Source organism: Inquilinus sp. OTU3971, assembly GCF_038440215.1.
On sequence record NZ_JASATH010000007.1, the window covers coordinates 24,572 to 43,164 of the forward strand.

Sequence of the window (18,593 nt, forward strand, 5' to 3'; positions counted from 1 at the left end):
CAAAGCGTTGGGCGAATTTCCTCACGGCCCCCGCTGGCGAGGCCCGCTAACTGCTTAGCAGCAGGCTACCAGCGCACCAGGGCGGCGCCCCAGGTCAGGCCGCCGCCCATGGCCTCGAGCAGGACGAGGTCGCCGGGCTGGATGCGGCCGTCGGACACCGCTTCGGCCAGCGCCAGCGGGATCGAGGCGGCGGAGGTGTTGGCGTGCTTCTGCACCGTCAGCACCACCTTCTCCGCCGGCAGGTCGAGCTTGCGGGCGGTGGCGTCGATGATGCGCTTGTTGGCCTGGTGCGGCACCAGCCAATCGATGTCGGCCGGGGTCAGGCCGTTGGCGGCCAGCGCCTCCTCCACCACCTCGGCCAGGTTGATCACCGCGTGCTTGAACACCTCGCGGCCTTCCATCCGGACATGGCCGACAGTGCCGGTCGAGGAGGGCCCGCCATCGACGTACAGCTTGTCCTCGTGGCGGCCGTCGGAATGCAGATGGGTCGACAGGATGCCGGGGTCGTCGGTGGTGCCGCCGCCCTCGACCGCGCGCAGCACCACGGCGCCGGCCCCGTCGCCGAACAGCACGCAGGTGCCGCGGTCGGTCCAGTCGAGCAGGCGGGAGAAGGTCTCGGCGCCGATCACCAGCGCCGTGCGCGCCTGGCCGAGGCGGATCATGTTGTCGGCGATCGCCAGGGCGTAGACGAAGCCGGAGCAGACGGCCTGGACGTCGAAGGCGGCGCCGCGGGTCATGCCGAGAGCGGCCTGGATCCGCACCGCGGTGGCCGGGAAGGTCTGGTCCGGAGTGGTCGTGGCCAGCACGATCAGGTCGAGGTCGCTGCCTTCGACCTTGGCCATGGCCAGCGCCTTGCGGGCGGCGGCCAGCGCCAGGTCGGAGGTCTTCTCATCCGGCCCCGCGATGTGGCGGACGCTGATGCCGGTGCGCTGGACGATCCATTCGTCCGAGGTGTCGACTGTGCGGGCCAGCTCGGCATTGGTGACGACGCGGTCAGGCAGGGCAGAACCGCATCCAATGATGCGCGCGCGGCGGACTGTCATTGCGGTTGTTCGATCCCGATCGGAGCAGTCGTTGAAGCCGTCGAAGCAGCGTCGTCGCCGTTCCGACTGCCTTCGAAACGGCTGAACTCCTGCTTCACCTTATCATTGAAACCGTGGATGACCAGATCGACCCCGACATCGATGGCGTTGGCGAAGCCCTCGCCGTCGGTGCCGCCATGGCTTTTCACGCAGATGCCGTTGAGGCCGAGGAACAGCGCCCCGTTGTACTGGCGCGGGTCGGTCCGGTGCCGCAGCCGGCGGAAGGCGCCGCGCGCCAGCAGGTAGCCGACCGAGGCGAGCCAGGAGGACCGGAAGGTGTGGCGCAGCCAGGTGGCATAGAGCTTGGCCGTGCCCTCGGCGGTCTTGAGCGCGATGTTGCCGGAGAAGCCGTCGGTGACGACCACGTCGACCTTCCCGGCCGGGATGTCGTCGCCTTCGACGAAGCCCTCGAACCGGCCGGGGAATTCCAGCTCGCGCAGCCGCGCTGCGGCATCCCGCACCTCGTCCGGCCCCTTCAGCGCCTCGGACCCGACATTGAGCAGGCCGACCGTCGGATCGACCAGGCCGAGCACCGCCTTGGCGAAGACCGCGCCCATGATCGCGAACTGGACCAAGTTCTCGGCGTCGCATTCGATGTTGGCGCCGAGGTCGAGCATGACGCTCTCGCCGCGCAGCGTCGGAAAAAACGACGCGATCGCCGGCCGGTCGATGCCCGGCAGCGTCTTGAACACGACCTTCGCCGTCGCCATCAGCGCGCCGGTGTTGCCGGCGGAGACGACGCATTGCGCCTCACCCGCGGCCACGGCGTCGATGGCCAGGCGCATGCTGGAGTTGCGCCCGCTGCGCAGCGCGGCGGAGGGTTTATCCTCGTTGGTGATGACGTCGGCGGCATGCCGAATCGTCGACACCGCGGCCAAGGCCGGCCGTTTCGCCAGAAGCGGCGCGATCCGCGCCTCGTCACCGACGATCAGGAAGTGCACGTCCGGATGGTGCGTGCGGGCGATCTCAGCCCCTTCGAGCACCATCTCTGGCGCCCGATCGCCCCCCATGGCGTCGAGCGCTATCGTCACTGGGCCAGAGGCCGCCGGGTCGGACATTCCCTATGCGGGCGCAGTCGATCAGGCGGTCGCCGTCGTCTCGCTGACAACCTCACGGCCGTGATAGTGGCCGCAGGCGTCGCAGACATGGTGCGGGCGGGCCAGCTCGCCGCAATTCGCGCATTCGACATAGGACGCGCCGGCCAGAGCGTGGTGCGAACGCCGCATGTCGCGCCGCGACTTCGACGTCTTCTTCTTCGGAACAGCCATTTGCTTGAACTCTCGATACGAAAAGGCGGCACCGGGGGGAGCCGCCTCAGACGGGCGTTACTTAATGGAAAAGGGGCAACGGGGCAAGGAAAAGCGATCCCTTACCCATCATTGACCAGCCTTGTCATCGCCGCCGCCCTTGAGCACGGCGAAGGGGCGGCGCGTCTCCGTCCCGGCCTCCGGCGGCTCGGCCGCGGGCTCCGGCGCGTCGGGCGAGCGCGGATAGGGGTCGAGGGCGAGCGACAGATGCTGGGCCGCCAGCTCGCCCAGATCGATGCGGCCGTCGGCCAGCGGCTCGACCTCCGCCGCCAGCGGGTCGACCTCGATCTCCGCCTCGTTCCGCCCCGCCGCCTCGGCGAAAACCGCCTCGATCTCGTCCTCGACCGCGGCGGGCACCGGGTCCAGCGTCACCACGCAGCGCTGCACCACCGCGGCGGTCAGCGTGCCGGTCACCACCACGGTGTCGCCACGCCCCGGCGTCAGGGTGAATCGGGCCTTCAGCTCGTCCAGCGCCAGCAGGTCGAAGCGGCGGGCGAGCGCGGCCCGCTCGGCCTCGTCGGCCTCGATGGCGACGGTGCGGCCGCCGCGCGGCAGGGTGTTGACGCCGACCACGCGGCTGAATTCGGGGGTCGTCATCAGGCTGCCTCCATCATCCCGGGCGCCGGGCCGAACCGGACCTCGCCGGCCAGGAACGCCGCCACCGGCTGTGCCGCCAGGCCGGCCGCCTCGCGGCGCAGATAGGCGGCGACCGCCCTCACCTGCCCCGACTCGGGCTCGACCGTACCGTAGAGGTTGCGCCGCAACGCCGCCTCCAGCGCCTCCGGATCGCCGGCGGCCAAGCCGTGATCATAGGCGACGACGCGGCCGTAGAAGCCGCGCCCCATCGCCTTCACCTTCTTGCCGATGCTGAAATCGGTGACGCCGATCTCGCGCAGGCTGAGGTCCATGTCGCTGACCATGTGGTCGAACAGGGCCTGGGCAAAGCCGGGCGCCGGCGGCGCCTCGCGCTTCAGCCGGTGCAGCACCAGGAAAGCGTGCAGGGCCAGCGCTTCGAACCGGCCGTCCAGCGTGTCCGGCACGCCGCAGGCGGTATAGAAAGCGGGGCTGCGCGCCTGCTCGACCAGCTTGACGTAGAGTTCGGCGGCGACGCGTTCGCGGCGGTGGCGGGTGAACAGCTTGGACAGCACGGGATCGATCGGTTTTTGCGCGAAGGACGGCGATATTGGTCGAACTCCACGTGGTGTGCTAGAGGGAAGCCTTCAATTGGGAGCCCTCCGGGGCGCGGAGACATGAGGCGATGACGGAAAGAGCAAGGGTCGTCCGGACCATGGCGGCCGGCCTGCTCGTGGCGGCGGCGCTGACCGCCTGCACGCCGCGGGTGGCGACGCGCGGCAACCTCGTCGAGGATTACCGGCTCGAGCAGGTCCACACCGGCACCAGCACCAAGGCGGATGTGGCGACGATCCTGGGGACACCGACCACGGTGTCCACCTTCGACGACAACACCTGGTACTACATCGGCCAGCGGGTCGAGACGGTGGCCTTCTTCGCCCCCGAAGTGACCAAGCGCCGGGTCCTGCGCATGCAGTTCGACCCGACCACCAGCACGCTGACCGAGCTGAAGGAGCTGAACCTGGAGGATGGCGAGCAGGTGGCTCTGGTGTCGCGGGAGACGCCGACGCTGGGCCGCCGCATCGGCATCCTGGAGCAGTTCCTGGGCAATATCGGCCGGTTCAACAGCGACGGCACCGGCACCGCCACCGCAGCCCGGGGCCGCCCGGTCGGCTCCGGCGGCGTCGCCAGCTCGGTCGCCGGCGGCAACTACTAGCCGCCAGCCGAGGGCATGAGAAAACCCCGGCGCCGCCGGCGCCGGGGTTTCTGTCGTGAGCGCGGCGATCAGTGGGCCAGGATCGCCAGCAGCAGCAGGGCGACGATGTTGGTGATCTTGATCATCGGGTTGACCGCCGGGCCGGCGGTATCCTTGTAGGGGTCGCCGACGGTGTCGCCGGTGACGGCCGCCTTGTGCGCGTCCGACCCCTTGCCGCCGTGATTGCCCTCCTCGATGTACTTCTTGGCGTTGTCCCAGGCGCCACCGCCCGAGGTCATCGAGATGGCGACGAACAGCCCGGTGACGATGACGCCGAGCAGCATCGCCCCGAGCGCCGAGAAGGCGGCGGAGCGGCCGGCGATCGCCTCGATCACGAAGTACAGCACGATCGGCGCCAGCACCGGCAGCAGCGACGGCACGATCATCTCGCGGATCGCAGCCTTGGTCAGCATGTCGACCGCGCGCTTGTAGTCGGGCCGGCTGGTGCCGGCCATGATGCCGGAATCCTCGCGGAACTGGCGGCGCACCTCTTCCACCACGGCCCCGGCGGCGCGGCCGACCGCGGTCATGCCGAGCGCGCCGAACAGGTAGGGCAGCAGGCCGCCGATCAGCAGCCCGACGACGACAAAGGGATCGGTCAGCGAGAAGGCGATCGGCCCGATGCCCTGGAAATACGGGTATTGGGCAGCGTTGGCCGAGAAGAAGTTGAGGTCCGAGGTGTAGGCCGAGAACAGCACCAGGGCGCCGAGGCCGGCCGAGCCGATGGCGTAGCCCTTGGTCACCGCCTTGGTGGTGTTGCCGACCGCGTCCAGCGCGTCGGTGGTGACCCGGACCTCCTTCGGCAGGTCGGCCATCTCGGCGATGCCGCCGGCATTGTCGGTGACCGGGCCGTAAGCGTCGAGCGCCACGACCATGCCGGCGAGGGCCAGCATGCTGGTGACCGCGATGGCGATGCCGAACAGGCCGGCCAGCAGGTAGGTGACGACGATGGCGACGCAGATGATCAGCGCCGGGATCGCGGTCGATTCCATCGAGATGGCGAGGCCTTGGATCACGTTGGTGCCGTGGCCGGTGGTCGAGGCCTGGGCGACCGACTGCACCGGGCGGAAATTCGTGCCGGTGTAGTATTCCGTGGTCCAGATCAGCAGGCCGGTGACGACCAGCCCGGCGATGCCGCACAGGAACAGCGACAGGCCGCTGAAGGTGCCGCCGCCGACGGCGTAGCTGCCGCCGAAGCCGATCACCACCACGGTCACCAAGGCGATTCCGACCAGTGACAGCCCCGCGGAGACGACGAAGCCACGGTACAGCGCGCCCATGATGTTGTTGTTGGCACCAAGTTTCACGAAGAAGGTCCCGGCGATCGAGGCCAGGATGCAGACCGCGCCGATCGCCAGCGGATAGACCATCATCAATGCCATCTCGGGGGCCCCGGCGAAGAAGATCGAGGCCAGGACCATGGTGGCGACGGTGGTGACGGCGTAAGTCTCGAACAGGTCGGCGGCCATGCCGGCGCAGTCGCCGACATTGTCGCCGACATTGTCGGCGATCACGGCCGGGTTGCGCGGGTCGTCCTCGGGGATGCCGGCCTCGACCTTGCCGACCAGGTCGGCGCCGACATCGGCGCCCTTGGTGAAGATGCCGCCGCCGAGACGGGCGAAGATCGAGATCAGCGAGGCACCGAAGCCGAGCGCCACCAGCGGGTCGATCAGGCCGCGGCCGGTGGCGCCGGAGGCGAGCAGGATGGTGTAGTAGCCGGCGACCGCGATCAGGGCCAGGCCGGCCACCAGCATGCCGGTGACGGCGCCGGAGCGGAAGGCAATGGCGAGGCCGGCGGCCAGGCCCTGCCGCGACGCTTCGGCGGTGCGGACATTGGCGCGCACCGAGATGTTCATGCCGACGTATCCGGCGGCACCGGACAGCACAGCGCCGATGATGAAGCCGATGCCGACCGAGATGCCGAGAAGCAGCGAGACGATGATGGCGATGACCACGCCGACCACGCCGATGGTGAGATACTGCCGGTTCAGATAGGCGCCGGCGCCTTCCTGAATCGCGGCGGCGATTGCCTGCATTCGGGCATCGCCCGGACTGGCCGACAACACGCTCCGTGAAGCCCATACGCCATAGGCTAACGCGCCGAGGCCGCAGGCCAGCACGAAGACAAGGACCGCTGACATCATTCTTGAGTCCCTCGCCCCTGTTGATGACGCACCGGCCCGCTTCAGGCCGGCTCCGCTTCTTTTGCGCGCAAACGATGCCAGAGCAGGAAGGTCAGGGCAATCAGCGTGAAATTTCTTTGCTTTGTGGCCGCCGGGAGGGCTCAGAAGGCAGCGATTCGGGCGGTTTGAGGGCGCCTCGAAGCGGCGCCGTGGTCAGAAATGCCGCCAGCCCGTCAGCGACTCGACGGGGCTGCCCTGCGGGTCGAGCAAAAGCACCCCCTGCCCCGCCGCGATCCGGCCGATCCGCGTCACCGCGGTGCCCGCCGCCGCGGCCGCCGCCTCGATCGCGGCGCGGGCCGAGACCGGGGCGCTGAACAGCAGCTCGTAATCTTCGCCGCCGCCCCAGGCGATGTCCTGCAGGGCCGGATCGAGGGCGATGGCGGCGCGGGCGGCCGCGGACAGCGGCAGCAACGCCAGCTCGACCTCCGCCGCCATGCCGGACGCATCGCAGAGATGCGGCAGGTCGCCGGGCAGCCCGTCCGACACATCCATCGCCGCATTGGCCAGGCCGACCAGGGCGAGGCCGAGCGTCATCCGCGGCTCCGGCACGCGATGGCGCTGCGCCAGCGCCTCGGCGGCGTCGGGCGCCAGGCCGGGCAGCCGGCCGAGGATGACGCGCAAGCCCAGCGCCGCGTCGCCGAGCGTGCCGCTGACATAGAGGTCGTCGCCCGGCCGGGCGCCGGAGCGGCGCAGCATCGCACCCCGCGGCACCGTGCCGAAGGCGGTCACCGAGAGCACCGCGGTGCCCGGGGTCCGCACCGAATCGCCGCCGAGCAGGCCGATGCCGTAGAGGGCCTGGTCGGCCGCCAGCCCTTCGACGAAGCGTTCGATCCAGCTCTCGTCCGGCTGCGCCGGCAGGGCCAGCGTCAGGGTATAGGCGAGAGGCGCCGCGCCCTTGGCCGCCAGGTCCGACAGGTTGGAACGCAGCAGCTTCTGCGCCACCCGCAGCGGATCCTCGTCCGGCAGGTAATGGACGGTCTCGACCATGGCGTCGGTGGTGACCACCAGGTCGCGGCCCTGACCAGGGTCGAGCAGCGCCGCATCGTCGGCCAGGCCGAGCGCGCCGGGCGTCGCCCGGGCCAGCGGCCGGAAGTAGCGGTCGATGCGCTCGAACTCGCCGAGCCCCATGGCGGTTCCTAGCCGGCGCGGGGTTCGTCGGGCCGCTGCTCGCGGGCGATGCGGTCGAGCACCGCATTCACCATCGCCGGCTCCTTGCCGCCGAAGAATGCGCGGGTAACGTTGACGTATTCCGAGATCACGATCGGCGCCGGCACGTGCAGGTTGGCCAGCAATTCCCAGGCCCCGGCCCGCATCACGCAGCGCAGCAGCAGGTCGAGCCGGGCCAACGAGAACTGGCTGTCGAGCGCGCCGGAGACCAGGGCGTCGACCTCCTCGCTGCGCACCCGGGTGCCGCGCACGATGTCGCCGAACAGCGGCGCGTCGGGCTCGACCATCGCCTCACCCTCGACCGGCTCGCCGAAGCGGTGATGGACGAACTCGGCGATCACCTTGTCGAGCGGCGTGCCCGACTGCTCGAGCTGATAGAGCGCCTGGACGGCGGCCAGGCGGGCGGCGCTGCGGCGGGCCTTGGCGGAGGGTTTCGGAGTCGCCATCGGTCAGGCCGTGAGTTGCTTGAAATGCCGCTTGAGCTCGATCATCGCCAGCGCAGCCCGGGCGGCGCCGCCGCCCTTGTCCATCTCCTCGACCTTGGCGCGGGCCCAGGCCTGGGCCTCGGTCTCCACGGTCAGGATGCCGTTGCCGATGGCCAGGCCGTGGCGCAGGGCGAGGTCCTGCAGGCCGCGGGCGCTCTCGTTGCACACCGTGTCGTAATGCGAGGTCTCGCCACGGATGACGCAGCCGAGCGCGACATAGCCGTCGAAGCGGTGGGCCGAGGTCGAAGCGATCTGCACCGCGGCCGGGATCTCCAGCGCCCCCGGCACGGCCACACGCTCATAGCTGGCGCCGATCTGCTCCAGCACCGCGACGGCTCCGCGCGCCAGCTCGTCGCTGATGCCCTCGTAGAAGCGGGCCTCGACGATCAGGATGTGCGGCGCCGGCCCCGTAAAGGACACCGGCCGCTGTTCGGTCTTGGCGACCATCTCAGTCCTCCTGGATGCCGGCGATGGCGCGCTGCTCGACCACGGTCAGCCCGTAGCCGTCGATGCCGACGATGGTGCGGGGGTGGTTGGACAGCACGATCAGCTTGCGCACGCCGAGGTCGAGCAGGATCTGGGCGCCGACGCCGTAGTCGCGCAGCTCGTGTCCGCTCTCCTTCGAGGGCATGCCCTCCAGCCGCCGCAGCAGCCGCTCGCTCAGGCTATCGGGCTGCGGCTCGCGGATCAGCACCACGACGCCCCTGCCCTCGCGGCCGATTTCCGCCATGGCCCCATGCAGGATGCCGGCATTGCCGCCATGGACGTCGCCGAGCACGTCGTCCAGCACGTTCAGCGCATGCATCCTCACCAGCACCGGCTCGTCGCCGGAGATGTCGCCCTTCACCAGCACGACATGCTCGGCGTAGCGGGCCTTGTTGACATAGACCAGCATCCGCCAGTCGCCGCCCCAACGGCTCTCGATCGTGGTCTCGAGCTTGCGCTCGACCAGCGATTCCTGGCAGCGGCGATAGGCGATCAGGTCGGCGATGGTGCCGATCTTGAGGTTGTGGAACTGGGCGAACTTCACCAGGTCCGGCAGCCGCGCCATGGTGCCGTCGTCGTTCATGATCTCGCAGATCACCCCCGCCGGGTACAGCCCGGCCAGGCGCGAGATGTCGACCGCCGCCTCGGTGTGGCCGGTGCGCTCCAGCACGCCGCCGTCGCGCGCCACCAGCGGGAAGACGTGGCCGGGCGTGGCGACGTCGGCCGGGCCGCAGGCCGGGTCGATCGCGACCGCGATGGTGCGCGCCCGGTCGGCCGCCGAGATGCCAGTGGTCACGCCCTCGCGCGCCTCGATCGAGACGGTGAAGGCGGTCTGGTGGCGCGAGGCGTTGCTGCGGGTCATGAGCTGCAGGCCCAGCTCATCGATCCGCTTGTGCTCCATCGCCAGGCAGATCAGGCCGCGGCCGTAGCGGGCCATGAAGTTGACCGCCTCGGCATCCGCCATCTGCGCCGGGATCACCAGGTCGCCCTCGTTCTCCCGGTCCTCGTCGTCGACCAGGATGAACATGCGGCCCTGGCGCGCCTCCTCGATGATCTCGTCGATCGGCGAGAGCAGCGCCTGGTCGTCGGGACTCAGCCGGCTGTCTTGCGATCCCGCAGCAGGCGCGCCGTGTACCGCGCCAGCATGTCGATCTCCAAGTTCACGCGGCGATCCGTGCTTAAGCTTCGAAAGGTCGTGCATGACTGCGTGTGCGGAATGATGTTGACGCCGAAGCGGCAGGTCCCGGACGGGGTGTCGGCGACCTCGTTGACGGTCAGCGAGACGCCTTCGATCGCGACCGAGCCCTTGGAGGCGATGTAGTCCGCCAGCTCGGCCGGGGCCTCGATGGTGAAGCGGACGCTGCCGCCCTCGGGCCGGCGGTCGACGATGGTGCCGACGCCGTCGACATGGCCGTAGACCAGATGGCCGCCGATCTCGTCGCCGAGCCTGAGCGAGCGCTCGAGGTTGACCTCGGTGCCGACCGCCCAGTCGCCCAGCGTGCTGCGCGACAGGGTCTCGGCCGAGGCCTCGACCGCGAAGCGGCCAGGTCCGGTCTCGATCACGGTCAGGCAGACGCCGTTATGGGCGACCGACGCGCCGATCTCGATCGTCGCCGTGTCGAAGGCCGTCTCGATGATGTAGCGGGTGTCGCCTCGCCGCTCGATCGCCGCGACGCGCCCCACATCGGTGATGATGCCGCTGAACATGGCGGGCACCCTATGACGAGTGCGGTGTGGTTTCCAGCGAAACCACACGAAACCAGACGCAGCGGACGCCGGTCAGGGTCGCTCGCCGCGCAGCTGCTCGACGAAGTCGCTGAACGCGCCGGGTTCCTGGAAGTCGCGGTAGACCGAGGCGTAGCGGATATAGGCGACCTTGTCGACGCCGCTCAGCGCCTTCATCACCATCTCGCCGATCGACTTGGACGGGATCTCGCTCTCGCCCGAGCTCTCGAGCTGGCGGACCAGCGAATTGACGATCCGCTCCAGCCGCTCAATGTCGATATCGCGCTTGCGCAGGGCGATGCGCATCGAGCGCAGCAGCTTCTCGCGGTCGAAGGGCTCGCGCTGCCCGCCCGACTTGATCACCGTCAGCTCGCGCAGCTGGATCCGTTCGAAGGTGGTGAAGCGGGCACCGCAGGCCGGGCAGAAGCGCCGACGCCGGATCGCGGAATTGTCCTCCGTGGGCCGCGAATCCTTCACCTGGGTGTCGTCGTGGCCACAGAACGGGCAGCGCATCGGTCCCCCCGGAAATGGTTTCGCCCACAGCGAATGGATACCATCCGTTGTGGGCGAACCACAATCTATCGCGTGTCGGGCTGGACGGATTCCAGTCCTGGACGGCCTCAGAGATCCGGATAGATCGGGAACCGGGCGCAGAGCGTCTCGACTCGGGCCCGCACCGCCTTCTCGACCGCCGAGTTGTCCTCGGGGTTGGCGGCCAGCCCGTCCAGCACCTCGACCGCCATCTCGCCGATCTGGCGGAACTCGGCCAGGCCGAAGCCGCGCGAGGTCGCGGCCGGGCTGCCCAGGCGGACGCCGGAGGTGATGGTCGGCTTCTCCGGGTCGAACGGCACGCCGTTCTTGTTGCAGGTCATGCCGGCATGCTCGAGGCTGGCCTCGGCCGCCTTGCCGGTCAGCTTCTTCGGCCGCAGGTCGACCAGCATCAGATGCGTGTCGGTGCCGCCGGAGACGATATCGAGCCCGCCGGCGCGCACCGTCTCGGCCAAGAGCTTGGCGTTGTCGACCACCGCCTTGGCGTAGAGCTTGAACTCCGGCCGCAGCGCCTCGCCGAAGGCCACCGCCTTGGCAGCGATGACATGCATCAGCGGGCCGCCCTGCAACCCCGGGAAGACCGAGGAGTTGATCTTCTTGCCGATCTCCGGGTCGTTCGACAGCACCATGCCGCCGCGCGGGCCGCGCAGGGTCTTGTGCGTGGTGGTGGTGACGATGTGCGCATGCGGCAGCGGGCTGGGATGCACGCCGCCGGCGACCAGGCCGGCGAAATGCGCCATGTCGACCATCAGATAGGCGCCGACCGAATCCGCGATCTGGCGGAAGCGGGCGAAGTCGATGATCCGCGGATAGGCCGAGCCGCCGGCGATGATCAGCTTCGGCTTGTGCTCCTCGGCCAGGCGCTGCAGCTCGTCATAGTCGATCCGGGCGTCGTCGCGCCGGACGCCGTACTGCACCGCGTTGAACCACTTGCCCGACTGGTTCGGGGCGGCGCCGTGGGTGAGATGGCCGCCGGCCGCAAGCGACATGCCGAGCACGGTGTCGCCCGGCTGCAGCAGCGCGAAGAACACCGCCTGGTTGGCCTGTGCGCCGGAATGCGGCTGGACATTGGCGTAGGCGCAGTCGAACAGCTTGCAGGCGCGCTCGATCGCCAGCATCTCGGCCACGTCGACGAATTCGCAGCCGCCGTAGTAGCGGCGGTTCGGATAGCCCTCGGCGTATTTGTTGGTCAGGACCGAGCCCTGGGCCTCGAGCACGGCGCGAGAGACGATGTTCTCGCTGGCGATCAGCTCGATCTGCGTCTGCTGGCGCTTCAGCTCGTCCCGGATGCCGCGCAGCACGGCCGGATCGGTGTCTTCCAGGCGGGCGGTGAAGAGGGAGCTTGCGGCGGTCATCTTGGCGGCGGTGTCGGGAGAGCTCATGGGCAAATCATCCTGGTCAGGCGGTAGACGCGTCGAGCTTGGCGATGCGGTCGCCGTGCCGACCGCCTTCGTAGTCGGTGGACAGGAACACGGCAAGGCAATCCCGGGCGGTCTCGAAGCCGATGATTCGGGCGCCGAGCGCGAGCACGTTCGCATCATTGTGCTGGCGGGACAGCCGGGCGGTGGTGACGTCGTGGCAAAGCGCCGCACGGGCGCCGCGATGGCGGTTGACCGCGATCGAGATGCCGATGCCGGTGCCGCAGACCACGAGGCCGCGCGACGCCCGGCCGTCTCGGATCGCCTGCGCCACGGCATGGCCGAAATCCGGATAATCGACCCGGTCCGGGCCGTTGGTGCCGAGGTCGAGCACCGCCAGCCCCTGCGCCTCGATCACGGCCCGGAGCTGGTCCTTGAGGGCGTAGCCGGCATGGTCGGCGGCGATGGCGACAGTCTTGGCGGCGTCGGTCATTTTGGTCCGGTCGGATGGGGCATGGGCGACCTTCGCATATTTTCCTTTGGAGGGTGAGCCGGAACGTGGCTCAATTCGGGCGCACGTGCCGGTTGGGCCCAGCCACAGCTTGCAGTTGTAGAATAGTCAGCAATTTTCCCATTATCGTTGACACGCGCCATATCAAATGCGACCTCGGCGTCGCTGTTGACGACAGATAGAAAAGGATTTGAACAATGGAGGATCAAGCAAGCATGAGCGGTCGAAGCGCCGACGATCTGGTGCAAATGACCACCCAGATTGTGACATCCTATATTTCCCGCAATACGATCCCGACCGACCAGCTCGGGACGGTGATCCAGACCATTCACGATGCATTGCGAAATGTCGGATCCGCCCCGGCGGCCGCGCCGACGACGGTTGCGGCCAAGCCGGCGGTGCCGATCCGGCGATCGATCCAGCCGGACTACATTGTCTGCCTGGAGGACGGCAAGAAGCTGAAGATGCTGAAACGGCACCTGCGGACGACCTACAACCTGTCGCCCGAGGAGTACCGGGCGAAGTGGGGCCTGCCGGCCGACTATCCTATGGTCGCGCCGAACTATGCGGAACAGCGCTCCGCCTTCGCCAAGAAGATCGGCCTGGGCAAGGCCCGGCACGGCTGATCGTCCGCGCCCAGGGCCGGGACGCCGCAGCGCAAGGCTGGCGGCGCCCCGGCCCCTGTGCTGTTATGCGCCCACGCTTTTGATCGTTTCCGGAGTTCGCCTATGACTTCCGCCGCCGCCACTGCGGCCGCCAAGCCGGCACAGACCGGCCGTGCCGCCTTTACCTGGGAGGACCCGCTCCTGCTCGAGGAGCTGCTGACCGAGGAGGAGCGCATGGTGCGCGACGCGGCGCGCGCCTATTGCCAGGAAAAGCTGCTGCCGCGCGTGCTCGAGGCCAACCGGCACGAGGTCTTCCATCGCGAGATCATGAACGAGATGGGCGAGCTGGGCTTCCTCGGCTCGACCATCGACGGCTATGGCTGCGCCGGCGTGAACTATGTCTGCTACGGCCTGATCGCGCGCGAGGTCGAGCGCGTCGACAGCGGCTACCGCTCGGCCATGTCGGTGCAGTCGAGCCTGGTGATGCATCCGATCTATGCCTACGGCACCGAGGAGCAGCGCCAGAAGTATCTGCCGCGCCTGGCCACCGGCGAGATCGTCGGCTGCTTCGGCCTAACCGAGCCCGACGCCGGCTCCGACCCCGGCTCGATGAAGACCCGGGCGCGCAGCGTCGCCGGCGGCTACAGCCTGTCCGGCGCCAAGATGTGGATCACCAACTCGCCGATCGCCGACGTCTTCGTGGTCTGGGCCAAGGATGACAGCGGCGAGATCCGCGGCTTTATCCTCGATCGCGGCATGAAGGGCCTGTCCTCGCCGAAGATCGAGGGCAAGTTCTCGCTGCGCGCCTCGACCACCGGCGAGATCGTGATGGACGAGGTGTTTGTCCCGGAAGAGAATCTGCTGCCCAACGTCAAGGGGCTGAAGGGCCCGTTCGGCTGCCTGAACAACGCCCGCTACGGCATCGCCTGGGGCGCGATCGGCGCGGCCGAGTTCTGCTGGCACACCGCCCGGCAGTACACGATGGACCGCAAGATGTTCGGCCGCCCCCTCGCCGCCACCCAGCTGATCCAGAAGAAGCTGGCCGACATGCAGACCGAGATCACCCTCGGCCTGATCTCGGCGCATCGCCTGGGCCAGCTCAAGGATGAGGGCAAGGCGGCGCCGGAGGCGATCAGCCTGATGAAGCGCAACAATTGCGGCAAGTCGCTCGACATCGCCCGCCAGGCCCGCGACATGCTCGGCGGCAACGGCATCGCCGACGAGTTCAACGTCATCCGCCATGTGATGAACCTGGAGGCGGTCAACACCTATGAGGGCACGCATGACGTGCACGCCCTGATCCTCGGCCGGGCCCAGACCGGCCTCGCCGCCTTCTGATCACGGTCAGGCCGCGGACAAGCAAAAGGCGCGCCCCTCGGGACGCGCCTTTTTCGTAACCAAACGGCAGGCGGCCTCAGGCCGCGCTGGTCACCGGCTGGTCGGTGGTATAGGCGAGGTTGCCGGACCAGAAGCCCTCGAGCCGCCGCAGCGTGGCGTTCAGCGTCTCGACGTCGCCGCCGCGCAGGCCCGTGCCTTCCAGCGCATCCGCCTGGCGGCTGAACATGGTCTCGAGCTTGGACCGCAGTGCCTGTCCTTTGCTGGTCAGACGAACCCGCGTGGAGCGTCGGTCATGCTGCGACCGCTCCTGCGCCAAATATCCGTTCTCGACCATTTTTTTGACGTTGTACGAGACATTCGAGCCCAGATAGTAGCCGCGGGCGGTCAACTCGCCGATCGTCAGCTCGTCCATGCCGATATTGTACAGAATCAGGCTTTGGACGTTGTTGATGTCTTGGACGCCAAAGCGGTCCAACTCTACCTTGACCACATCCAGAAAGCAGCGATGAAGCCGCTCAATGAGCGCGGTCATGCGGTAATAGGGATGATGCATTCAGACCTCCGACCCACTGGCGCTTTGTACTATCTAGACCGCCGTTCTACCACTCATAAAGCCACTTTAGACAAAATCATCCAAAACGAAAGTGTTGTGAGCAGGACAGGTGTTCACTGCAATTTGCACCGCATTCAGGACGAATTCACGCTAGATTGATGCTTCCGGTTGCCACAGAGGACATTTTTGATCCTCTCGCGGGGAGTTATCAACCCTTAGCGTGCAAACTCCGTTCCCCGCCGGATGCGGCGTGGCGTGGCGGCGCGCCGCACGGAGTTGTTTCCGGTCGAGGCTCCGTCCTAGAGTGCGCCCGCAGATCCAGCCGCCGAGTGACCGATGTCCCGCCTGCCCTTCCCCGGTGCCTACCCGACCACCCGGACGCGACGCCTGCGCACCGACGGCTGGATCCGCGAGCTGGTGGCCGAGACCCGGCTGGGCCCGTCCGATCTGATCTGGCCGATCTTCGTGGTCGAGGGCGATCGCAAGCAACCGATCGAATCGCTGCCCGGCGTTACCCGCTTCGACCTGGCCAGCGCGGTCGAGGCCTGCCGCCACGCCCGCGACCTCGGCATCCCGGCGGTGGCGCTGTTCCCGATGATCGACCGGGCCCTGCGCAGCGAGGACGGCGCCGAGGCCTGCCGCGCCGGCAACCTGGTGTGCCGCGCCATCGGCGCGATCAAGGCGGCGGTGCCGGATCTGGGTGTCGTCGTCGACGTCGCCCTCGACCCGTTCACCAGCCATGGCCATGACGGGCTGATCCGCGACGGCCGGGTCCTGAACGACGAGACGGTCGAGATCCTGGTCCGCCAGGCGCTGGTCCAGGCCGAGGCCGGGGCCGACATCGTGGCGCCGTCGGACATGATGGACGGCCGCATCGGCGCGATCCGCGCGGCGCTGGACGGCGCCGGCCGGCAGGACGTCAAGATCATGGCCTATTCGGCGAAATACGCCTCGGCCTTCTACGGGCCGTTCCGCGATGCGGTCGGGTCGACCGGCGTGCTGGTCGGCGACAAGAAGACCTACCAGATGAACCCGGCCAACACCGACGAGGCGCTGCGCGAGGTCGAGCTCGACCTGCGCGAGGGCGCCGACATGGTGATGGTGAAGCCGGGCCTGCCCTATCTCGACATCATCCGCCGGGTGCATGACGGCTTCGGCGTGCCGGTCTTCGCCTACCAGGTCAGCGGCGAATACGCGATGATGAAGGCGGCGGCGCAGAACGGCTGGCTCGACTACGACAAGGCCCTGATCGAGGTGCTGACCGCGTTCAAGCGCGCCGGAACCTCGGGCGTGCTGACCTATGGCGCCATCGAGGCGGCGGAGCTGCTGGGCTAGCCGGCCGCCAGCCAGTCGCGGATCGGACCGGTCTGGTCGGCCGCCATCAGCGCCGGGGCGTGGCCACAGCCGGGAATGGTGAGCAGCGTGGTGTTCGGCCGCACGGCCATGCGCTCGGCCGTTTCCGAAGTCAGCAGGTCCGACTCCGCGCCGCGGACCACCAGCACCGGGCAGCGGATCTGGTCCCAGACCGTCCACAGATCGACATCGGCGACCGGGCCGGCGAAGGCGGCGGCGATGCCGGGATCATAGGCCAGGCCGAGCGTGCCGTCCTGCCGCCGCCGGGCGCTGTGCTCGGCCAGGTGCCGCCACTGCCCGTCGGTCAGAGGCCCGAAGGGCGCGTGCACCCGCCGCAGATAGGCCTCGAGCTCGCCGGAATCGGCGAAGACCGGGTCCTGCCCGACATAGGACCCGATTCGCAGCAGTGCCGCCTGCGGGATGAACGGACCGACATCGTTCAGTACCAACCGGCGGATCGGCGTGTTCGGCTGGGCCGCCAGCATCATGCCGATCAGCCCGCCCATCGAGGTGCCGACCCAGTCCACCTCCGGCACGTCGAGCCGGGCGATCAGCGCCGCGGCGTCGCCGAGATATTGCGGATAGCCGTAGAGGGCGGGGTTGGCGAGCCAGCTGCTGCGGCCGCGGCCGACCACGTCCGGGCAGACCACGGTGCGGCCGGACCAGGCGAGGTCCGTCGCGAGCCTGTCGAAGTCGCGACCGTTACGGGTCAGCCCGTGCACGCACAGCACTGGCGGCTGCGCGCGATCCTCGCCCCAGGAAACATAAGCCAGGCGGTGGAAGCCGCCGAGGCCAAGCCCAAGGAACTGATGCTCGACCGGCTCCATCTCAGGCCGCCCGCGCCGCGGCCGGGCGCAGCGCGCCGTCCTCGACCTGGACGAAGCGGCGGGCCTCGAAGCCGTTGAACCGGGTCTGCAGCACGTTGGAATAGGCACCGATCTGGCCGAATTCGATCCAGTCGCCCTCGCGGACGTCCTCGGGCAGCGGCGAGGTACCGGGCAGGCTGTCGTAGCTGTCGCAAGTCGGGCCGAACAGGGCGAAGCTGGCCAGCCTGCCGCCGGCACCGCCCGGCCGCAGCAGGCGGACCGGATAGACGGTGCGGAACAGCTTCATGTCGGCCAGGCTGCCATAGGCGCCGTCGTTCAGGTACAGGCGGTGCCCGCGCCGGAACTCGACCTTCACCACCAGCGAGCAGGCCTCGGCCACCAGGGCCCGGCCGGGCTCGCAGAACACGGCGCGGTCGGGGTCGGCCGGCAGCCGGGCCAGGCCGGCGCGGATGGCGGCGACGAAGGCGGAGAGTGGCGGCGCCTCGGTGCCGACATAGGCGGCCGGGAAGCCGCCTCCGACATCGATCACCGGCACCGGCACGCCGGCACGGGCAAGGATGCCGGCGCAGATCGTCAGCGCGCTCTCATAGGCGCCCGGGTCGAGGCATTGCGAGCCGACATGGAAGGTCAGGCCGGCGCGGCTGCCGGTGGCGGCGACGCGGCGCAGCAGCGCCGGCGCGGCCTCGACCTCGGCGCCGAACTTGCCGCTGAGATCGCAGACCGAATCGAAGCGCGGCATGTCGACCCGCAGCACCAGGGTCAGGTCGCGCGCCCCGCCGGTCACGGCCAGGATCTTGTCCAGCTCCTCCTCATGGTCGAGGCAGAAGGTGCGGATGCCGTAGCGGCGATAGGCCAGCTCGACCGCCTGGCGGTTCTTCACCGGATGCATGTAGTGCGAGACGGTGCCGGGCAGCGCCGCCGCAGCCTCGATCTCGCTCAGCGAGGCGACGTCGAAATGGCGCAGGCCGCCGGCGTGCAGCCCGGCCAGCACCGCCGGGTGGTCGTTGCACTTGACCGCATACATCACCGTGCCTGGGAACTGGCGCTGGAACTCCGCCGCCGACTCCCGCAGCACGCGGGGCCGCAGGCAGTAGACCGGCTCCTCCGGGCGAAGGGCCGTGACCATGGCGAGGGCGTCGGCGAAGGACTCCATCGAACGCTCCTGGAACGCTGGACCGCCGCCGGACGCGCGGCACGACTGCATCATCTGGGGAGCGCCGGTCGCTTGGCTAGCCC

The 18,593-nt window shown here is 68.9% G+C and carries 21 protein-coding genes; 4 read left to right on the forward strand and 17 right to left on the reverse strand.

Going from position 1 to position 18,593, the window contains the following annotated elements:
• Nucleotides 1–65 precede the first annotated feature (65 nt).
• The 5 genes from AAHM41_RS03190 to AAHM41_RS03210 form a co-directional block, all read right to left on the reverse strand.
• Nucleotides 66–1,043 (reverse strand): beta-ketoacyl-ACP synthase III, encoded by a 978-nt coding sequence (locus AAHM41_RS03190; protein WP_342235058.1) that lies wholly within the window; start codon nucleotides 1,041–1,043, stop codon nucleotides 66–68.
• The gene (plsX, locus tag AAHM41_RS03195; protein ID WP_342235059.1) at nucleotides 1,040–2,140 is read right to left on the reverse strand and encodes a phosphate acyltransferase PlsX; all 1,101 of its coding nucleotides are present in this window, start codon (nucleotides 2,138–2,140) and stop codon (nucleotides 1,040–1,042) included. Before plsX ends, AAHM41_RS03190 begins: the two co-directional genes overlap by 4 nt.
• A gap of 21 nt (nucleotides 2,141–2,161) precedes the next feature.
• The gene (gene rpmF, locus AAHM41_RS03200) at nucleotides 2,162–2,350 is read right to left on the reverse strand and encodes a 50S ribosomal protein L32 (protein ID WP_342235060.1); all 189 of its coding nucleotides are present in this window, start codon (nucleotides 2,348–2,350) and stop codon (nucleotides 2,162–2,164) included.
• Nucleotides 2,351–2,458: 108 nt separating this feature from the next.
• Nucleotides 2,459–2,986 (reverse strand): YceD family protein, encoded by a 528-nt coding sequence (locus AAHM41_RS03205; protein ID WP_342235061.1) that lies wholly within the window; start codon nucleotides 2,984–2,986, stop codon nucleotides 2,459–2,461.
• Entirely contained in the window at nucleotides 2,986–3,537 is a 552-nt protein-coding gene (locus AAHM41_RS03210; protein ID WP_342235062.1) for a ubiquinol-cytochrome C chaperone family protein, read from the reverse strand. Before AAHM41_RS03210 ends, AAHM41_RS03205 begins: the two co-directional genes overlap by 1 nt.
• A gap of 110 nt (nucleotides 3,538–3,647) precedes the next feature.
• Between AAHM41_RS03210 and AAHM41_RS03215 the strand changes: the two genes are divergently transcribed.
• Entirely contained in the window at nucleotides 3,648–4,178 is a 531-nt protein-coding gene (locus AAHM41_RS03215) for an outer membrane protein assembly factor BamE (protein ID WP_342235063.1), read from the forward strand.
• A 68-nt stretch (nucleotides 4,179–4,246) separates the two neighbouring features.
• Here AAHM41_RS03215 and AAHM41_RS03220 read toward each other — a convergent pair whose 3' ends face one another.
• From AAHM41_RS03220 to rpiB, 9 genes are all read right to left on the reverse strand, one after another.
• Nucleotides 4,247–6,358, reverse strand: coding sequence for a sodium-translocating pyrophosphatase (locus AAHM41_RS03220; protein ID WP_342235107.1), 2,112 nt, complete (start codon nucleotides 6,356–6,358; stop codon nucleotides 4,247–4,249).
• Between the two features lie 195 nt (nucleotides 6,359–6,553).
• The gene (gene thiL, locus AAHM41_RS03225) at nucleotides 6,554–7,528 is read right to left on the reverse strand and encodes a thiamine-phosphate kinase (RefSeq protein ID WP_342235064.1); all 975 of its coding nucleotides are present in this window, start codon (nucleotides 7,526–7,528) and stop codon (nucleotides 6,554–6,556) included.
• Between the two features lie 8 nt (nucleotides 7,529–7,536).
• Complete coding sequence (gene nusB / locus AAHM41_RS03230; protein WP_342235065.1) at nucleotides 7,537–8,013, reverse strand: transcription antitermination factor NusB; 477 nt, start codon at nucleotides 8,011–8,013, stop codon at nucleotides 7,537–7,539.
• A gap of 3 nt (nucleotides 8,014–8,016) precedes the next feature.
• Nucleotides 8,017–8,499: a 6,7-dimethyl-8-ribityllumazine synthase gene (locus AAHM41_RS03235; RefSeq protein ID WP_342235066.1), complete on the reverse strand. Its 483-nt coding sequence runs from the start codon at nucleotides 8,497–8,499 to the stop codon at nucleotides 8,017–8,019.
• A gap of 1 nt (nucleotide 8,500) precedes the next feature.
• Nucleotides 8,501–9,634, reverse strand: a complete 1,134-nt coding sequence (ribB, locus tag AAHM41_RS03240) for a 3,4-dihydroxy-2-butanone-4-phosphate synthase (RefSeq protein ID WP_342235108.1) — start codon at nucleotides 9,632–9,634, stop codon at nucleotides 8,501–8,503.
• Nucleotides 9,631–10,245, reverse strand: a complete 615-nt coding sequence (locus tag AAHM41_RS03245) for a riboflavin synthase (protein WP_342235067.1) — start codon at nucleotides 10,243–10,245, stop codon at nucleotides 9,631–9,633. The genes ribB and AAHM41_RS03245 overlap by 4 nt, the downstream gene beginning before the upstream one ends.
• Nucleotides 10,246–10,317: 72 nt before the next feature.
• Complete coding sequence (gene nrdR / locus AAHM41_RS03250) at nucleotides 10,318–10,776, reverse strand: transcriptional regulator NrdR (RefSeq protein WP_342235068.1); 459 nt, start codon at nucleotides 10,774–10,776, stop codon at nucleotides 10,318–10,320.
• A gap of 107 nt (nucleotides 10,777–10,883) precedes the next feature.
• A complete protein-coding gene (gene glyA, locus AAHM41_RS03255) occupies nucleotides 10,884–12,167 on the reverse strand; it encodes a serine hydroxymethyltransferase (RefSeq protein WP_342235109.1) in 1,284 nt (427 codons plus the stop codon).
• A 43-nt stretch (nucleotides 12,168–12,210) separates the two neighbouring features.
• Nucleotides 12,211–12,663 (reverse strand): ribose 5-phosphate isomerase B, encoded by a 453-nt coding sequence (gene rpiB / locus AAHM41_RS03260; RefSeq protein WP_342235069.1) that lies wholly within the window; start codon nucleotides 12,661–12,663, stop codon nucleotides 12,211–12,213.
• Nucleotides 12,664–12,929: 266 nt separating this feature from the next.
• Between rpiB and AAHM41_RS03265 the strand changes: the two genes are divergently transcribed.
• Nucleotides 12,930–13,307 carry a MucR family transcriptional regulator gene (locus AAHM41_RS03265; RefSeq protein WP_342235070.1) on the forward strand — a complete coding sequence of 126 codons (378 nt, stop codon included), beginning with the start codon at nucleotides 12,930–12,932 and terminating at the stop codon, nucleotides 13,305–13,307.
• Between the two features lie 102 nt (nucleotides 13,308–13,409).
• Nucleotides 13,410–14,624, forward strand: a complete 1,215-nt coding sequence (locus AAHM41_RS03270) for an acyl-CoA dehydrogenase (RefSeq protein WP_342235071.1) — start codon at nucleotides 13,410–13,412, stop codon at nucleotides 14,622–14,624.
• A 76-nt stretch (nucleotides 14,625–14,700) separates the two neighbouring features.
• On the opposite strand, the gene AAHM41_RS03275 is transcribed toward AAHM41_RS03270, so the two are convergent.
• Nucleotides 14,701–15,177 carry a MarR family winged helix-turn-helix transcriptional regulator gene (locus tag AAHM41_RS03275; RefSeq protein WP_342235072.1) on the reverse strand — a complete coding sequence of 159 codons (477 nt, stop codon included), beginning with the start codon at nucleotides 15,175–15,177 and terminating at the stop codon, nucleotides 14,701–14,703.
• 336 nt (nucleotides 15,178–15,513) lie between these two features.
• Between AAHM41_RS03275 and hemB the strand changes: the two genes are divergently transcribed.
• Nucleotides 15,514–16,512 (forward strand): porphobilinogen synthase, encoded by a 999-nt coding sequence (gene hemB / locus AAHM41_RS03280; RefSeq protein ID WP_342235073.1) that lies wholly within the window; start codon nucleotides 15,514–15,516, stop codon nucleotides 16,510–16,512.
• On the opposite strand, the gene AAHM41_RS03285 is transcribed toward hemB, so the two are convergent.
• Complete coding sequence (locus AAHM41_RS03285; RefSeq protein WP_342235074.1) at nucleotides 16,509–17,357, reverse strand: alpha/beta fold hydrolase; 849 nt, start codon at nucleotides 17,355–17,357, stop codon at nucleotides 16,509–16,511. The two genes, hemB and AAHM41_RS03285, sit on opposite strands and share 4 nt — an antisense overlap.
• A 1-nt stretch (nucleotide 17,358) precedes the next feature.
• A complete protein-coding gene (locus tag AAHM41_RS03290; RefSeq protein WP_342235075.1) occupies nucleotides 17,359–18,510 on the reverse strand; it encodes a type III PLP-dependent enzyme in 1,152 nt (383 codons plus the stop codon).
• Nucleotides 18,511–18,593: the final 83 nt, after the last annotated feature.

Coding starts and splice junctions, on each gene's coding strand:
- AAHM41_RS03190 (WP_342235058.1), bottom strand. CDS start 1,043: ATGACAGTCCGCCGCGCGCGCATCATTGGATGCGGTTCTGCCCTGCCT.
- plsX (WP_342235059.1), bottom strand. CDS start 2,140: ATGTCCGACCCGGCGGCCTCTGGCCCAGTGACGATAGCGCTCGACGCC.
- rpmF (WP_342235060.1), bottom strand. CDS start 2,350: ATGGCTGTTCCGAAGAAGAAGACGTCGAAGTCGCGGCGCGACATGCGG.
- AAHM41_RS03205 (WP_342235061.1), bottom strand. CDS start 2,986: ATGACGACCCCCGAATTCAGCCGCGTGGTCGGCGTCAACACCCTGCCG.
- AAHM41_RS03215 (WP_342235063.1), top strand. CDS start 3,648: ATGACGGAAAGAGCAAGGGTCGTCCGGACCATGGCGGCCGGCCTGCTC.
- AAHM41_RS03220 (WP_342235107.1), bottom strand. CDS start 6,358: ATGTCAGCGGTCCTTGTCTTCGTGCTGGCCTGCGGCCTCGGCGCGTTA.
- thiL (WP_342235064.1), bottom strand. CDS start 7,528: ATGGGGCTCGGCGAGTTCGAGCGCATCGACCGCTACTTCCGGCCGCTG.
- nusB (WP_342235065.1), bottom strand. CDS start 8,013: ATGGCGACTCCGAAACCCTCCGCCAAGGCCCGCCGCAGCGCCGCCCGC.
- AAHM41_RS03235 (WP_342235066.1), bottom strand. CDS start 8,499: ATGGTCGCCAAGACCGAACAGCGGCCGGTGTCCTTTACGGGGCCGGCG.
- AAHM41_RS03245 (WP_342235067.1), bottom strand. CDS start 10,245: ATGTTCAGCGGCATCATCACCGATGTGGGGCGCGTCGCGGCGATCGAG.
- nrdR (WP_342235068.1), bottom strand. CDS start 10,776: ATGCGCTGCCCGTTCTGTGGCCACGACGACACCCAGGTGAAGGATTCG.
- glyA (WP_342235109.1), bottom strand. CDS start 12,167: ATGACCGCCGCAAGCTCCCTCTTCACCGCCCGCCTGGAAGACACCGAT.
- rpiB (WP_342235069.1), bottom strand. CDS start 12,663: ATGACCGACGCCGCCAAGACTGTCGCCATCGCCGCCGACCATGCCGGC.
- AAHM41_RS03265 (WP_342235070.1), top strand. CDS start 12,930: ATGACCACCCAGATTGTGACATCCTATATTTCCCGCAATACGATCCCG.
- AAHM41_RS03270 (WP_342235071.1), top strand. CDS start 13,410: ATGACTTCCGCCGCCGCCACTGCGGCCGCCAAGCCGGCACAGACCGGC.
- AAHM41_RS03275 (WP_342235072.1), bottom strand. CDS start 15,177: ATGCATCATCCCTATTACCGCATGACCGCGCTCATTGAGCGGCTTCAT.
- hemB (WP_342235073.1), top strand. CDS start 15,514: ATGTCCCGCCTGCCCTTCCCCGGTGCCTACCCGACCACCCGGACGCGA.
- AAHM41_RS03285 (WP_342235074.1), bottom strand. CDS start 17,357: ATGGAGCCGGTCGAGCATCAGTTCCTTGGGCTTGGCCTCGGCGGCTTC.
- AAHM41_RS03290 (WP_342235075.1), bottom strand. CDS start 18,510: ATGGAGTCCTTCGCCGACGCCCTCGCCATGGTCACGGCCCTTCGCCCG.